The organism is Pantoea sp. A4, assembly GCF_000295955.2.
In the GTDB taxonomy this organism is placed as follows: Bacteria; Pseudomonadota; Gammaproteobacteria; order Enterobacterales; family Enterobacteriaceae; genus Pantoea; species Pantoea multigeneris.
The window spans coordinates 16,864-32,714 of the sequence record NZ_ALXE01000007.1 but is presented as its reverse complement, the minus strand read 5'-3'; the positions used below and the strand labels follow the sequence as shown (position 1 = coordinate 32,714).

Below are 15,851 nucleotides of genomic sequence, written 5' to 3'. Positions count from 1 at the left end.
GGGCCTGAACCTGCGACATTACGTGGTTTAGCCCGACCTGACAATTAGTTTGTCCGCCGCCAGCCTATTATCCAGCTTACAGCGCCAGCCGCAATCAGTAACGCTGACGTCATATTCCACTCAGGATTGCGTAACAGCACCGCAACACCACTTAACACCAGTGTAGCGCCAATTCCGAACAGGTAGCGCGACTGATGTTGACGCGTCCGTTGCTCCTGCATCTCTCCGGCCAGCTTATCTACGCTGTGTTTGAGCATCTTGTGATGGCGCATGCTCTCATAAAACAGTTCTGGCAACTCGGGCAGTTTTTCCGCCCAGAATGGCGCTTTGTCTTTTACTGCTCGCCAAATGGCAGGTAAGCCAATCTGATCTTTGATCCAGTCTTCAAGGAACGGCTTTGCCGTTTTCCACAGATCCAGCTGAGGATAAAGCTGACGGCCAATACCTTCGATGTACAACAAGGTTTTCTGCAACAGCACCAGCTGTGGCTGTACTTCCATGTTGAAACGGCGCGCAGTGTTAAACAGATTCAGCAAGACATGCCCAAACGAAATTTCCGCCAGTGGCTTCTCAAAAATCGGTTCACAGACAGTACGAATCGCGAATTCAAAATCTTCTACGTTGGTGTCCGGCGGAACCCAGCCCGAGTCAACGTGCAACTCAGCCACCTTGCGATAATCACGATTAAAGAAGGCAATGAAGTTCTCCGCCAAATAGCGTTTATCTTCTTTATTCAGCGAGCCAACGATACCGCAGTCAATGCCAATATATTGTGGGTCTTCTGGATGATCATAGCTGACAAAGATATTTCCTGGGTGCATATCTGCATGGAAAAAGCTGTCACGGAACACCTGAGTAAAGAACACCTGCACACCACGTTCTGCCAATAGCTTCATATTGACGCCGTGCTGCTCAAGTGTGGCGATGTCAGAAATCGGAATGCCGTAAATGCGCTCCATCACCAGCATCGATTCGCTACAGTAGTCAGAATAGATTTCGGGTACGTAGAGCATCTGGCTACGTTCAAAATTACGCCGTAGCTGGATGGCATTCGCCGCTTCACGCAGCAGATTCAGTTCGTCCAGCAGGGTTTTTTCGTAGTCACGCACCACTTCCACCGGACGCAAGCGACGCCCGTCAGGCAGCAGACGTGGCACCCAACGCGCCAGGCGGTAGATCAGCTTCATGTCGGCTTTAATCACCGGCAGAATGTCCGGGCGGATCACTTTGATCACCACCTTCGCGCCATTTTCTTTCAGCGTGGCGGTGTGGACTTGAGCAATCGAGGCAGAAGCCAGCGGATTAATATCAAACTCGTCAAACCAGGTTTCTACCGGACCGCCAATCGCACGCTCAATTTGCGCTTTGGCTTTCGCACCGTCGAATGGCGCTACGCGATCCTGTAAGACAGCCAGCTCATCAGCGACGGCAGGTGGGAACAGATCGCGTCGGGTAGAGAGCATCTGGCCGAACTTAATCCAGACCGGACCCAGCTGCTCCATGGCCAGGCGCAGGCGCACCCCCACAGTTTTGTCCGCATGGCGATTCGGGATCCAGAAAATACAGCGCCGCCACAGCCGCAGCGGCAGCGTGATGCGCATTTTGGGGATCAGTTCATCCAGTCCGTAGGTCAGAAAAATTCGAATGATAAAGTATAAGCGGCGTAGTTCACCGAACGTCATTTCGCCTCCAACTGCGCCAGCCGCGTTTGCAACGCTTCTAGTTCGCGGTCTATCGAATCTACTTCTTCAGCAAACCACGCTAGCTCCAGTGCTGCCGGCGCCATGCGCCACTCTTCCGTCAACACCTCCGCGACATGGGTCTGGCGGCGGGTCAGCTCAAGCTGCGCAAAGCCAAACGCTTTACGGGCAAACTGGCTCAGGCCGAATGCGGCAACATCGCCAATCCACGGAGAGAGGTATTCAGCAGGATCTAACTCTGCCAGGTCGATCAGCGCAGAGAACTGCTGTACCACCTGAAGATCGCCCTCCACTTCCAGCTCACCGCTGCGAATCAGTGCGGTTAGCTGCTGACGATCGCGCAGTTTACTCAAAGAACGCAGATGGGTTATCACCGTGCAGTCACTGCTGTCCTGCCAGTCACTCAGCACATCCAACTGTTGCTCGCTAAACACCAGCACCAGTGGATGGGACAGCTCACTCAGTCGCAACGTCAGTACCTTGCCTGCCAGCCGCTGGCGTGCGGCTTTCAGGCTACGATCGCGATAGAGAACCCGGTTTAGTGCGGTCTCCAGACCGGCAGTTATCAGAGGAGTTAGCGTATTCACCATCATTGATCAGAATTTGAATCCACGATGCAGCGCTACAATGCCGCCGGTCATGTTGAAGTAGGTGGTATTTTCAAAGCCGACATCGTTCATCATCGCCTTCAGGGTTTCCTGATCGGGATGCATACGGATAGATTCAGCCAGATAGCGATAGCTCTCAGCATCCTGCGCGACCAGTTGGCCAATGCGCGGCAGAATATGGAAGGAGTAAGCATCGTAGGCTTTGCTCAGCGGATCCAGTACCGGCTTAGAGAACTCCAGTACCAACAGACGCCCGCCTGGCTTCAGTACGCGGAACATTGATGCCAACGCTTTCTCTTTCTCGGTCACGTTACGCAGACCAAAAGAGATGGTGATGCAGTCAAAGTAATTATCCGGGAACGGCAGAGCTTCGGCATTCGCCTGAACGTAGTTTACGTTGCCCACGACGCCGAGGTTGCGCAGCTTTTCGCGGCCCATTTTCAGCATCGAACTGTTGATATCCGCCAGAACCACCTGACCCGTTTCACCGACCAGACGCGAGAATTTCGCCGTCAGGTCGCCAGTGCCACCGGCCAGATCTAATACGCGTTGGCCACGGCGTACGCCGCTGCTATCGATGGTGAAACGCTTCCAGACGCGATGGACGCCGAACGACATCAGGTCGTTCATCAGGTCATATTTTGCCGCTACGGAGTGAAAGACTTCCGCGACTTTTCCCTCTTTCTCGTTCTTGGCAACGGTCTGAAAGCCAAAATGCGTTGTTTCCTGCTGAGATTCATCTGCCATCGGTTTTTACCTGCTCCACAATCAATACTTTCCAAAGTGTACCACAGAGTGGCGAGGCTCAGGCATGCTAAGCCATGCTATTCATGCAGGCGCCTGACCGATGCTGACGGGGGATCGGTCTCATCCTCATCGGGTATTTCTTCATCTGGCTGCGCCTGCTCCACCCATTGCGGATTAATGGGCCGTTTCACCTCAACCCCCAGACTGCGAAACGCTTCGGTCTGGGCGATGATATTGCCACGCCCTTCGGCCAGTTTTTTCATCGCCTGCTGATAGCTCTGCTGGGCTTTTTCGAGGTTACTGCCAATGCCCCCCATGTCATCAACAAACAGACGCATCTTGTCATACAGTTTTGCTGCGCGGTCGGCGATGCGCTGGGCATTACGGCTCTGGTGTTCATAACGCCACAGGTTGTTGATGGTGCGTAGCGCCACCAGCAGGGTCGTCGGGCTGACCAGCATGATGTTCTGTTGCAAGGCTTCACTGATTAATTCAGGCTGGCGATCTATCGCTAACAGAAATGCGGGCTCTAGCGGAATGAACATCAACACATAATCCAGTGAGCGTAAACCGGGTAATTGTTGATAATCTTTGCGTCCTAACAGGCGGATATGACTGCGCATGGCGGCAACGTGTTCCTGAATCGCTAACTCCCGCGTCGCTTCATCATTGGCGTTGAAGTAGCGTTCCCAGGCGACCAGCGTCATTTTGGCATCCACCACCACATCCTTGCCCTGCGGCAGCCGCACAATCACATCGGGCTGCAAGCGGCCCTGCTGTTCGGTTTGAATGCTGACCTGTGTTTCGTACTCGTAGCCCTCACGCAGGCCAGAAGCTTCCAGCACCCGGCTCAGCACCACTTCACCCCAGTTCCCCTGAATTTTGTTATCCCCTTTCAAGGCGCGGGTCAGGTTCAGCGCTTCCTGCGCCATGGTGGCGTTGAGTTGTTGTAGCTGTTTGATTTCATGAGTAAGCGTATGACGCTCACGCGCTTCCTGGCCAAAACTATCGTTGACCTGGCGGCGGAAGCCCTCAAGTTGCTCACGCAGTGGCGTAATCAGACCATGCAGACTTTGACGATTCTGCTCATCAACCCGGCGGCCATTGTTTTCGAAAATACGATTGGCGAGGTTTTCAAACTGGGCGGTCAAACGCTGCTCGCTGTTGGTCAGCAGGCGCTGTTTCTCTTCGGCGGCAAAGCGCGTCTCTTCCAGGCGGATGGTCACTTCACGCAGTTCCGCTTCCTGCGCCCGGTTTACATCCAGCTGATTGCGCAATTCGCGATTCAGCTGATCCGCCTCCGTGCGCCAGTAGTCAAGCTGTTGCAGCCGTTCCTGAGTTGCGCTCAGGCTACCGTGGAGCTGAATACGTTCCTGCTCACGCTGCGCCAACTGCTGCTGCAATTGCGCTATTTCGGCGGCCAGACGCTGTTGCGCCTCTTCCAGAATCCTCTGCTCCGCGTTAAAGCTGCTCGCCTGATGGCTGGACCGCAACTGTGCGATGATCCAACCAATGCCTGCTCCGGCTAATGCCAGGCAGGCACCGATCATTATCTGACTGTCCATTCTGCTTCCCCTACCGCTTGCTGCGCTGAGAAAAAAGGTAGAGTGGCACTGTATGAATGTCCAGATAAATCTTTGCTAATCAAAGTGTTCTTACGGTGAGCTCCCCGGCTTTCCAGGCATCTATCAGGAAAAACGGCAGCGGCAGATGCCATTGATTTTGTTTTACCCGTGCCGCATACACCCAACTTCTCCCCTGCCAGCTCAGCTCCACCTGCTGCTGATCGCCTTCACTCGCCACCGGCCCCGTCATGCTGGCAAAGCCCGCATTGCTGCCAACGTGAAAACGGTCAGTCTGCCAGCGGATGGGGGCATGCTGGGGCCAGGGCTGGGCCTGATGAAAACCAAAAAGCTCATCGTGACTCAGGAGGCTCTCCCGCACGGTGGGCCAGAGTGCTTGCTTGAGAAAATACTGGTCGGTGTAACGCGCACTGCCTGCGTACTGAGTAATGAAATCTCGCATCGACTGCTCAACCTGCTGGAATACGCCATTGCACCCTCCCCACATGCCCGCCAGCAGCAACTCCGTGTGCGTAAAGTAGTCACGCATGTGATGGAACCAGAAAGGAGAAGCCAGCCAGGCGTTCACTGCCGCCGCTTCACGCTCAGAGAGCAATGAATCTGCATCACGGACGATAAAGCGTTGCACGCTGGCATCATCCAGCACCAGAAAACGCCACAGCGTCGGGAAAATGTGCTTTTCCTGCGACATATCCACGAGCTCCACGTGAGGCAACTGCAAACGCTGCCAGACATGGCCGGGAACCGAATCATCCAGATAAACGCGGCAGCGCCAGCCAGGAAACAGATCGGGTGCCACTTCCACATTACGAATCAACGTCTCACAGTAACGAGGCTGACCGCCATACAGGCTGAAAGCGATGATGTTTTGCTGCGGGCGAGTGGCATCAAACGGGGCGGGCTGCGCGGAGGGAAAGGTGACACGCGGGCCACCTCGAAAACGGTCATCGGCGTGTTGCAGTGCTGCAAGGCCGTAACGTCGCACCTCTTCAGGCTTTTGTAACCAACCACAGACTTCCGCCAGACCATCACGCCAGGTTTCTGACGCCTGAGCCTGCTGAGCGGGGGGAGCCTGTAAGATTTTCAAATAGGTTTTATAAGCTTTGGGATACTGACCCAGGCGCATCTGACACAGTGCATAATCACTCAGCACCTGCATCTGGTGCGGCATAACGCGCAGCACCTCTTCACAGCTTTTCAGGGCAGTGGGGTAATCTTCCTGCGCCATCGCATGGCGAAAACGGGCAGCGGACTGCTCCACACGCGCTTGCAGATCGCGGGGATTCGCCGCAGGGCGAGAGGTAAAGCCTGAACGCATGGTCGGTCTCCGTCAAAGCGGGCACGGTGCGTCAGGCTTTAATACGCATCACAACAGGCGACGCGCGGCCTCGACCACAATGCTCACCGCAGCACTTTCCGTTTGTTTCATGGTGACAGCATCAGGGATCTCTTTCTGGGTGCGATTGACGATCACTCCCGCCACCATCCCGGCACGCAGCCCCTGGCTGGCGCACATGGTTAACAGCGTAGCAGATTCCATCTCATAGTTGAGGACGCCCATCTGCTGCCACTCTTTCATTGAACCCTGGAAGCGATTCACCACGCGACCGGAGAAGGTGTCGTAACGTTCCTGGCCTGGATAGAAAGTGTCAGAAGAGGCGGTAACACCAATGTGTGTTGCCGCGCCGCTCGCCTGTGCAGCGGCCACTAATGCCGTGGTACAGGTGAAGTCAGCAACCGCAGGGAACTCCATTGGCGCGAAGTGCAGGCTGGCACCGTCAAGGCGGACAGCGGCGGTCGTTACCAGCACATCACCCACATTGATCCCCGGCTGGATGGCACCCGTGGTGCCCACGCGCAAGAAAGTACGCACGCCCAGCTGCGCCAGCTCTTCCACCGCGATGGAGGTCGATGGGCCACCAATGCCGGTTGAACAGACCACAACCGGTTTACCATCCAGCTTAGCGCGCCAGGTGGTAAATTCACGGTGAGAAGCAAGATGCTCGGGCTCATCCATCAGCGCTGCAATTTTTTTCACGCGCTCAGGGTCGCCGGGCACAATCGCCAGCGTTGCGCCCTGCAGATCGGCGCGGGTAATGCCTAAATGAAATACATCGGACTGGGCCATAACGGACTCCTGATAACGGGAAAAGATGTGCGCCACTCTACGTCAGCACGACGCAGTAAAATGTGACAAATATCGCCATAAGTAGTGAAACATATCAATCGTATACATTGAAATGAGATCTGAATCACATTTCAACCGCCATGTTACTGATTTTGCCACAAGCTGCGCTGTGAACAGAGGCTGGCGATGATAAAGAGAAGTATGCACCTCACTCTACAAACTCTGTACACGACCTGGCCACCGACCAAACAGGCCAGGCTATAGTTACCTGACTTCGCCTTTGCTCGCACGGAGAACATCATGAAAACCGAAGATAATATGGCACAGAAATCTGCGCCGGGTGGCTTTGCTCCCGCCGTTCACCCCATCGCCGCAACCACCATTACCACCACCAGTGAGGCTATTCAGGCTGGTGAAACCTCGGTCGCAAGCCAGGGTGAAAACATGCCAGCTTACTTTGCTAAACCGAAAGATGCCGCAGGTCCGCTGCCGGTTGTCATGGTAGTGCAGGAGATTTTCGGCGTGCATGAACACATTCGCGATCTGTGCCGTCGCCTGGCGCTGGAAGGCTATCTGGCCGTGGCCCCTGAGCTCTATTTCCGCGAAGGTGATCCAGGTGAGTATTCTGATATTCCTACGCTGCTTAAAGAGCTGGTCAGCAAGGTGCCTGATAGCCAGGTGTTGTCGGATCTCGACCACGTTGCGAACTGGGCAGCAAAACACGGTGGCGATATTCGCCGCCTGGCAATTACCGGCTTCTGCTGGGGAGGCCGTATTAGCTGGCTCTATGCCGCGCACAATCCTCAATTGAAAGCGGCGGTAGCCTGGTATGGGCGGCTGGTGGGCGACAAAACCCTGAAACAACAAAAACACCCCATCGATGTGGCGGTTGATTTAAACGCACCGGTACTGGGTCTGTACGGCGGCCAGGATGATGGCATCCCACTCGAAGGTGTGGAGCTGATGCGCCAGGCACTGCACGCAGCGAACGCTAAAGCGGAGATCGTGGTCTATCCCGATGCCGGTCATGCTTTCAACGCGGACTACCGCCCGAGCTATCACGCTGAATCGGCGCAGGATGGCTGGCAGCGTATGCTGGCATGGTTTAAACAGTACGGCGTAGCATAAAAAAGGGGGCGCATGGCGCCCCAAGATTTACCCAACGTATCAGACGATCTCACCTCGCGGATTGCCCCCCTGTCCCCTATCCAATGATTTTCGGCCTTCGCCGAGACACCACATCTGGCTTAAAATTATCTCTTAAGCGGCCTGACAGGGAACGCGGTGTGCTATTCACACATGGTTTAGACGTCCAGATGTTTACACCGCTATAATCTGCGCGTACTGTATGCTCCTCAAGCGCAAAATGTTCACTCTGCATGTGAAGGACCCTCATGATCGAACTCAAGCATCTGCGAACGCTGCAGGCACTGCGAAATACTGGCTCTCTGGCTGCCGCCGCCGCACAGCTGCACCAGACTCAATCAGCCCTCTCTCACCAGTTCAGCGATCTGGAACAGCGTCTGGGCTTTCGCCTGTTTGTGCGTAAAAGCCAGCCGCTGCGTTTTACCCAGCAGGGCGAGATTTTGTTGCAGCTAGCTGAGCAGATCCTGCCGCAAATTCAGCAGGCACTTCAGGCCTGTCATGAGCCGCACCAGACCACGCTGCGCATTGCCATCGAGTGCCACAGCTGTATTCAGTGGCTGACGCCAGCGCTTAATAACTTCCGCCTCAGCTGGCCGCAGGTGGTGGTGGATTTCAAATCCGGCGTGACGTTTGATCCTCAGCCCGCGCTGCAACAGGGCGAGCTGGATATTGTCCTGACTTCCGATATCCTGCCGCGCAGCGGTCTGCACTACACGCCAATGTTTGATTTCGAGGTGCGCCTGGTATTGGCTCCTGACCATCCGCTGGCACAAAAAGACGTGATTACCCCGGAAGATTTAGCCGACGAAGTGTTGATGATTTATCCGGTTCAGCGCCAGCGTCTGGATGTGTGGCGTCACTTCCTCCAACCCGCAGGTATCAGCCCGGCGCTTAAAAATGTGGATAACACCCTGCTGCTGATTCAAATGGTTTCGGCTCGCATGGGGATTGCCGCGCTGCCACACTGGGTCGTCGAAAGCTTTGAGAAACAGGGGCTGGTGGTCACGAAAACTCTGGGCGATGGTCTGTGGAGCCGCCTGTATGCCGCCGTGCGTGACGGAGAACAGCGCCAGCCGGTCATTGAGGCCATCACCCGCTTCGCCCGCCAGCACGCCTGTGAACATTTACCGTTTGTGCGTGATGCCGCATTACCCGGTACACCACTGGCGCGATAATAGCCGCGCCCTTGGCGTCAGTTTTGTCTATAATGCCCGACCAGATTCAGACCACGAGAAAGACTCACCATGATCAACAACGATGTGCTGCGCAGCGTGCGCTATATGTTAAACCTCAGCGATGCGAAAATGGTGGCGATCTTTGCGCTGGCCAACTGTGAAGTCCCGCAGTCCGATGTGGAAGCATGGCTAAAGAAAGAGGATGACGCAGCGTTTCGCCCTTGCCCAGACGTGTTAATGGGCTATTTCCTCAATGGTCTGATCTATGAACGTCGTGGGAAGAGTGAAGAAGGCCCGGCGCTGAGCATCGAGCGCAGAATGAATAACAATCTGTTTATGAAAAGATTGCGTATCGCCTTTGAACTGAAAACCACCGACATTCCTGACATCCTGAAAAAAGCCAACTTTACGGTTTCTCAGGGGGAAATTGGTGCCATCTTCCGTAAACCTGACCATAAAAACTACCGCGAATGCGGCGATCAGATTTTACGTAACTTCCTCAAAGGCCTGACCCTGACCCTGCGTCCAGCTCAGGGCGCACCGGTAAAAAAAGCACACTGATTCGCCTTTTGCGCCTCGTTTCTACGAGGCGCTCAGCGCACATCAGGCCAGAAAGAGCTTACGCAGGGTATGCGGAACAGCATCTTCGGCATTGCTACCAATCACTTCAAGTGCAGGCAGTGTGTCTTTCAGGCGTTGATGTGCATTACGCATGATGCAGCCTTTGCCCGCCATGTTGAGCATCTCCACATCGTTCATCCCATCACCAAAAGCGATGCAATCTGCCAGCGTGTAGTTAAGCTTTTTGGCGACTGCCTCAAGCGCATGCCCTTTTGACACCCCGCCCGCCATCACTTCCAGGCAGGTTGGTAGTGAGAAGCTGACATTCACACGATCGCCCCAACGTGCTTCAATCGCCTGCTCCAGTGGGATCAAACTTTCATGGTTATCGCTGGTGAAGAACACTTTGCTGATGCCGTCAGTCGGCAACATGCCCGGCTGATACACCTGATAGTTGAAATCAGATTCACGGAAATAGTCCTGCTCTTCCGGGCGGCAGCGGCTCATGAACCACTCATCATCGCGGTAAACATGGGTCAGAATGTCCGCACTGTGATAGTGCAAAGCAAAGAGATCCAGGGCGATATCTGCATCCAGATTATGGCTAAACACCAGCTCGCCTTGCGCATTGTGTACGCGAGCACCATTGGAGGTGATCATGTAGGCCGGGATGCCGAGTTTGTCGCGCATCTGACCCACATCAATATGGTGACGCCCGGTGGCAAAGATAAAGTGAATGTCTCGCGCTACCAGCTGCTGCAACGTTTCACGTGCATACGGGGTAAGACGGTGTTCGGGAGAGAGCAGTGTGCCATCCAGGTCGGAGGCGACAATCTGATACATGAAAAACCTCGGGTATCGGTAAAAATATCCGTCCGCGCGAGTGCGGACGACTCAGCGGTGACGCTGGAAAAAGTCAGTCACCGCGTGCAGTGCTTCAGCGCGCATGGCGTCCTTTTCAAACAGAATCTCATGGTACGCGCCTTTAATCACGCGTGGCTTACCGCCCTCACAGGGGTGGCCCGCTTCACGCATCAGGTCACAGAAGAGATCCTGCGCCCGGTTATCCACCACTTCGTCCTCACTGGACTGCAACAGCAGCATCGGCGTGGTGATCTGCTCTGCCTGGCTGATAATACTCTTTCCGGCATGGACCCCTTCGCGCACCCAATGATACGTTGGGCCACCCACACGTAGTGCCGGATCGTCTGAATAGAAACGAACATTGCGCCGGTAACGCTCAACGCTGTGCGTGAGATGGTTCTCACCAAAGGGATTCGCACGCCAGCGGCCGGTGCCCATGGCATAGGCATCGCGCATGGCCGGACGCTTTTCTGCCCAGTCCAGAATACGCGTAGCCAGAAACGTCGGCAGTGGCAAAGCGATACCGAACATCGGTGCGATCAGGGCCGCAGCGTGGAATGCCTGCGGCTGGCGCGCCAGGAACAGGGTTAAAATCGCACCGCCCATCGAGTGGGCCAACGCGTAACGCTGTTGATAATGGCCGGTGACGATCTCTTGTAAATAGAGCGTCTCAAGATCATCCACATAGTGAGAAAACTCCATCACATGGCCGCGATGAGGATCTTCCAGTAGCCGATCCGATCGCCCCTGCCCACGGTGATCCAGGATCACCACATCATACCCACAGTGGAACAGATCGTAAGCCAGTTCAGGGTATTTGACGTAGCTCTCTATGCGCCCAGGAACAATCAGGATGACACGTTTATGTTTCGGGGCGGTGAAGCGCACATAGCGCAACGTGAGATTACCCACCCCGGTAAATTCCCGTTCTTCGCGGGTACGCCAAAAATCGAGCAGCGGGCCGGTAGCGAACGCAGAAAAGGCACGCTCACGCGTTAGCCAGCTCGCTTTATGTCGATGCATCCATCCCCCTGACCAACGGACAAAAAAAAGAGTTTAAGCTGCCCGAGTTCCCCCGTAGCGCAGCCCATGTTTCTGGCGTATTGTGTCACATTTCCGCCCATACAGGGAGCATCACCCATGACCATCGAATGGTGGCTAGCCTATCTGTTAACCACAACCATTCTTAGCCTTTCGCCCGGTTCCGGCGCGATCAATACCATGAGCACCGGCATTAGCCATGGCTATCGCGGCGCAGTAGCTTCTATTGCCGGATTACAAACAGGACTGGCGCTCCATATTGTGCTGGTCGGCATCGGCCTGGGTGCGCTGTTTTCAAAGTCGCTGCTGGCGTTTGAGATCCTGAAATATGCAGGCGCGCTCTATCTGGTGTGGCTGGGCATTCAGCAGTGGCGCTCTGCGGGTGCGATTGATTTAAGTGCGGTCGCCAAAGCCATGCCACGGCGTAAGTTGTATCAGCGTGCGGTGCTGGTCAATCTCACCAACCCGAAAAGCATTGTGTTTCTCGCGGCACTGTTCCCGCAGTTTATCCAGCCGCATCAGCCACAGGCGATCCAGTATCTGATACTTGGCACGACCACTGTCGCGGTTGATATCGTGGTGATGATTGGTTACGCCACCCTGGCGACCCGCATCGCAGCGTGGATTAAAGGACCGAAGCAGATGAAACTGCTTAACCGTATTTTCGGCGGTATGTTTATGGGCGTAGGGGCACTGCTGGCCTGTGCGCGGAAGATTGCCTGAATATCACTTCTTTCAGGGCAAGGTGGGAGCAACACCTCTCACCTTGCCTCTGCCATCAGCGTGAAATGATCAGATGGATGCCAAAACCGGCAAACAACGTCCCGGCTACGCCGTCGATCCACTTCGCCATTTTCTGATACTTATTGCGGAAATAGGGTAGCGCAAAAATCGCCGCCACCAGGGTAAACCAGGCGAAGGTCTCCACGATGATTAACACGAACAAGCCCCAACGTGCCGCAGCGCCAACGTCATTACCCACAAACAGTGAGAACACACTGCCGAAGTAGATAATCGCTTTTGGATTAGAGATATTGGTCAGGAAGCCTTTCATAAAGCTCCGGCCTTTTTTCGGCAGCACAACCTCTGGCTCAGACTGGTGTTCAGCGGGCTGACGATGGCGAGCACGGGCTGAACAGAGCAGTTGCCAGCCCATCCACAACAGATAAAGCCCGCCGCCAACCATGATTATCTGATGGAGCCACGCCATTTTTTGCAGGATCAATTGCAGTCCCATTAACGCCAGGCCTGCCCACACCACAATTCCAAGACTGATTCCCATCACGCCCATCATTGCTTCTTTGCGTGAGCGGCTGGCCGCAGTTTGCGAAACAAAAAAGAAATCCGGACCCGGGCTCATCAATGCAACAAAGTGCACCAGCGCCACGGTAGCGAATAACATAATCATGCTGAACGACCTCTACTCTTCTTCTATCAAATGTTCTTTGATCATGACTAAAAACGGCGTACCGAAGCGCTCCAGTTTACGCTGACCGACGCCGTTCACACCCAGCATCTCTGAGGCGGTCACGGGCATCTGTTCGGCCATTTCAATCAGGGTGGCATCGTTAAACACCACATAAGGGGGAATGTTGCCTTCGTCGGCGATGGCTTTGCGCAGCTTACGCAGTTTGGCAAACAGCTTACGATCGTAATTACCGCCGTAGATTTTTGGCGAACTGCTTTTAAGCTTGGCGGTGATCAACCGGGGTACCGCCAGCATCAACGGGACTTCGCCACGCAGTACCGGACGCGCCGATTCCGTCAACTGTAGTGCCGAATGCATGGCAATATTTTGCGTCACCAACCCAAGGTGAATCAACTGACGCAGCACACTTACCCAGTGTTCATGGCTCTGATCGCGGCCAAGGCCATACACGGGCAGTTTGTCGTGCTCCAGCTCGCGGATACGCTGATTATTCGCCCCCCGCAGAACTTCAACCACATAGCCCATACCAAAGCGCTGGCCTACGCGATAGATGGTCGATAGCGCCTTCTGCGCTTCCATCAAGCCATCGTAACGCTTAGGGGGATCGAGGCAAATATCGCAGTTACCGCAAGCCTGCTGACGCCCTTCACCAAAGTAGTTGAGCAGTACCAGACGACGACAGGTTTGCGCCTCAGCAAATGCCCCCATGGCGTTTAGCTTATGGCGCTCAATATCCTGTAACGGGCCAGGCAGCTTCTCTTCGAGACATTTACGCAGCCAGGCCATATCTGCCGGGTCATAGAGCATCATTGCCTCTGCGGGCAACCCGTCTCGCCCGGCACGACCGGTCTCCTGATAATAGGATTCAATATTGCGCGGAATATCAAAGTGAACCACGAAGCGGACGTTCGGCTTGTTGATCCCCATGCCAAACGCCACGGTGGCGACCACAATTTGCAGATCATCCCGCTGGAATGCTTCCTGTACATAACCACGCTGTGCCGCATCAATACCGGCATGGTACGCGCCAACACTCAGCCCACGGCTTTGCAAACGGGCTGCCATATCTTCAACCTTTGCCCGGCTATTGCAGTAAATAATGCCGCTTTTGCCCCGCTGATCCTGAACATAACGCAGCAGTTGATCGGTGGGTTTAAACTTCTCCACCAGCGTGTAGCGAATATTTGGGCGATCGAAGCTGCTGATCTGAATCAGCGGATCGTCCATGTTCAACAGGCTGACGATGTCGTTACGGGTGGTTTCATCCGCCGTCGCCGTCAGCGCCATCACCGGTAATGCCGGGAACCGCTGGCGTAACTGACCCAGCGCGCCATATTCAGGCCGGAAATCATGTCCCCATTGCGAAATACAGTGGGCTTCATCCACCGCCAGCATCGCCGGTTGCCAGCCTTCCAGCGTATCGAGGAAGTTGTCCATCATCAGGCGTTCAGGGGCAATGTAGAGCAGCTTAATCTGCCCCTGACGGCAGGCGGAATAGACCGCCTGTTGTTGTTCACGCGATAACGTCGAGTTCAGACAGGCAGCGGCAACACCGTTCGCCAGCAGCTGATCAACCTGATCTTTCATCAATGAAATCAGCGGGGAAACCACCAGCGTCAGCCCTTCGCGCACCAGCGCCGGGATCTGATAACACAGCGACTTACCGCCGCCGGTCGGCATTACCACCAGACAATCACGTCCTTCCAGCGCAGTGTGAATAATCTCCTGCTGACCGGGACGAAACTGCTGATAGCCAAAGGTTTCTTGTAACACCTGCTGTGCCAGCGTTTCCTGATTTATAACTGCCGATGTTGCCACTGTAATCCTGTGTTTATCTGTGCATCAGAACAGATCGTTGAGCATGACACCTACACCAATGCGCGTCTGGCGGTGGTTGTAGTCAATTAATGACTCACCATAACCGCTAAACAACTGCGTATAGAAACGGACATGCTGCGAAATCGGGTAGCTCCAGCCAAGCTGTGCGCCACCAAATCCACTGTTCCAGTTGTAATTGCCCTGCAGGCTGAAGATGCTCTCACCTACGCGGTAACCAAATTTCAGCCGGTAATATCCCATATATTTGGTGATATCCGGGTTGTCGTCATTGCTGGCACTCTCAGGGATGCGATACCACGGCTTGATCTCTGCGAGAAAATTGCCGTTCTCCGCCATCAGGCGGGCATAAACGCGGTTCCAGCTGCGAGAGGTGGGATCGCTGCGCCCGTTGGACTGATGGTTAAAACCCACTTCAACATCGCGTAATGTCCAGCCTCCCAGCGAATAATCCGTTGCCCAACCGAGGAAGAGCTGCGGTTCATAGTTGGTTTCGCGGAACGGTGAAGACTCTTTGTGGTTCGACAACTGCCACCAGGATTGCTGCGTATACGATGCAGCCAGTACGGAGTTGTCGCCCAGAATACCGCGCCAGAGTGGAAACGCCAGACTGAGCTGGAATTTTACCTCATCTTTCTTTGCTTTATCAGCCCAGTTGTAGGAAGAAATCGCTTCTTTGTTCATGTCACTGGTGTAGGTATAGAGCACATAGTTGCTCTCATACGGATACAGTACAAACGGATTATCGTGCTTTTCCAGCAAGTTAGCGATGATACTGCCAGGTACTTCAGGTTGGTCGTGTACGTCTTGTGTTGTGGCGACTTCTGCCCGTGCCAGAGTAGGAAGCAATAAAAACGTTGCCAGCAAACTGCGATGCATTCGCATAGTGTTCTCCATAGAGCCCTGCTGATTAAAAAAGCGCAACAAATGTAAAAGGCAATTTTAGCGATAAACCACATTCCCGAGCAGGGCGCTGTTCCGAAAGTGGAAAGCGCCTCGCGGCCCTTTTAAAATAGACAGCACATTTACATAC

Annotated in this window: 15 protein-coding genes; 4 read left to right on the top strand and 11 right to left on the bottom strand. The window is 54.5% G+C overall.

Annotation, left to right across the window (positions count from 1 at the left end; translation table 11 throughout):
* Nucleotides 1-44: 44 nt before the first annotated feature.
* The 6 genes from ubiB to udp form a co-directional block, all read right to left on the bottom strand.
* A complete protein-coding gene (gene ubiB, locus B880_RS0101825; protein WP_017345681.1) occupies nucleotides 45-1,682 on the bottom strand; it encodes a ubiquinone biosynthesis regulatory protein kinase UbiB in 1,638 nt (545 codons plus the stop codon).
* On the bottom strand, nucleotides 1,679-2,290 hold the full coding sequence (gene ubiJ / locus B880_RS0101820) for a ubiquinone biosynthesis protein UbiJ (protein ID WP_026042369.1): 612 nt from the start codon (nucleotides 2,288-2,290) through the stop codon (nucleotides 1,679-1,681). The genes ubiB and ubiJ overlap by 4 nt, the downstream gene beginning before the upstream one ends.
* A 6-nt stretch (nucleotides 2,291-2,296) precedes the next feature.
* A complete protein-coding gene (gene ubiE / locus B880_RS0101815; RefSeq protein WP_017345679.1) occupies nucleotides 2,297-3,055 on the bottom strand; it encodes a bifunctional demethylmenaquinone methyltransferase/2-methoxy-6-polyprenyl-1,4-benzoquinol methylase UbiE in 759 nt (252 codons plus the stop codon).
* Nucleotides 3,056-3,132: 77 nt separating this feature from the next.
* On the bottom strand, nucleotides 3,133-4,620 hold the full coding sequence (gene rmuC / locus B880_RS0101810) for a DNA recombination protein RmuC (protein ID WP_026042368.1): 1,488 nt from the start codon (nucleotides 4,618-4,620) through the stop codon (nucleotides 3,133-3,135).
* A 79-nt stretch (nucleotides 4,621-4,699) separates the two neighbouring features.
* Complete coding sequence (locus B880_RS0101805; RefSeq protein ID WP_017345677.1) at nucleotides 4,700-5,956, bottom strand: tetratricopeptide repeat protein; 1,257 nt, start codon at nucleotides 5,954-5,956, stop codon at nucleotides 4,700-4,702.
* A 48-nt stretch (nucleotides 5,957-6,004) separates the two neighbouring features.
* On the bottom strand, nucleotides 6,005-6,766 hold the full coding sequence (gene udp, locus B880_RS0101800) for a uridine phosphorylase (protein WP_017345676.1): 762 nt from the start codon (nucleotides 6,764-6,766) through the stop codon (nucleotides 6,005-6,007).
* A 300-nt stretch (nucleotides 6,767-7,066) separates the two neighbouring features.
* Between udp and B880_RS0101795 the strand changes: the two genes are divergently transcribed.
* From B880_RS0101795 to B880_RS0101785, 3 genes are all read left to right on the top strand, one after another.
* Nucleotides 7,067-7,894 carry a dienelactone hydrolase family protein gene (locus tag B880_RS0101795; protein WP_017345675.1) on the top strand — a complete coding sequence of 276 codons (828 nt, stop codon included), beginning with the start codon at nucleotides 7,067-7,069 and terminating at the stop codon, nucleotides 7,892-7,894.
* A gap of 266 nt (nucleotides 7,895-8,160) precedes the next feature.
* Nucleotides 8,161-9,087, top strand: a complete 927-nt coding sequence (gene metR / locus B880_RS0101790; RefSeq protein WP_017345674.1) for an HTH-type transcriptional regulator MetR — start codon at nucleotides 8,161-8,163, stop codon at nucleotides 9,085-9,087.
* A gap of 69 nt (nucleotides 9,088-9,156) precedes the next feature.
* Nucleotides 9,157-9,648, top strand: coding sequence for a DUF1456 family protein (locus B880_RS0101785; protein ID WP_017345673.1), 492 nt, complete (start codon nucleotides 9,157-9,159; stop codon nucleotides 9,646-9,648).
* A gap of 42 nt (nucleotides 9,649-9,690) precedes the next feature.
* Here the strand turns inward: B880_RS0101785 and yigL are convergent, their stop codons facing one another.
* Both yigL and pldB read right to left on the bottom strand, forming a co-directional pair.
* The gene (yigL, locus tag B880_RS0101780) at nucleotides 9,691-10,491 is read right to left on the bottom strand and encodes a sugar/pyridoxal phosphate phosphatase YigL (RefSeq protein WP_017345672.1); all 801 of its coding nucleotides are present in this window, start codon (nucleotides 10,489-10,491) and stop codon (nucleotides 9,691-9,693) included.
* A 51-nt stretch (nucleotides 10,492-10,542) separates the two neighbouring features.
* Nucleotides 10,543-11,535 carry a lysophospholipase L2 gene (pldB, locus tag B880_RS0101775; RefSeq protein WP_017345671.1) on the bottom strand — a complete coding sequence of 331 codons (993 nt, stop codon included), beginning with the start codon at nucleotides 11,533-11,535 and terminating at the stop codon, nucleotides 10,543-10,545.
* A 117-nt stretch (nucleotides 11,536-11,652) separates the two neighbouring features.
* Between pldB and rhtB the strand changes: the two genes are divergently transcribed.
* Nucleotides 11,653-12,276, top strand: coding sequence for a homoserine/homoserine lactone efflux protein (gene rhtB, locus B880_RS0101770; protein WP_017345670.1), 624 nt, complete (start codon nucleotides 11,653-11,655; stop codon nucleotides 12,274-12,276).
* A gap of 55 nt (nucleotides 12,277-12,331) precedes the next feature.
* Here rhtB and rhtC read toward each other — a convergent pair whose 3' ends face one another.
* From rhtC to pldA, 3 genes are read right to left on the bottom strand one after another with little or no spacing between them, the layout of a single operon-like run.
* Complete coding sequence (rhtC, locus tag B880_RS0101765) at nucleotides 12,332-12,961, bottom strand: threonine export protein RhtC (RefSeq protein ID WP_017345669.1); 630 nt, start codon at nucleotides 12,959-12,961, stop codon at nucleotides 12,332-12,334.
* Nucleotides 12,962-12,973: 12 nt separating this feature from the next.
* Complete coding sequence (recQ, locus tag B880_RS0101760; protein ID WP_017345668.1) at nucleotides 12,974-14,800, bottom strand: ATP-dependent DNA helicase RecQ; 1,827 nt, start codon at nucleotides 14,798-14,800, stop codon at nucleotides 12,974-12,976.
* 24 nt (nucleotides 14,801-14,824) lie between these two features.
* Nucleotides 14,825-15,703: a phospholipase A gene (gene pldA, locus B880_RS0101755; RefSeq protein WP_017345667.1), complete on the bottom strand. Its 879-nt coding sequence runs from the start codon at nucleotides 15,701-15,703 to the stop codon at nucleotides 14,825-14,827.
* Between the last annotated feature and the right edge of the window lie 148 nt (nucleotides 15,704-15,851).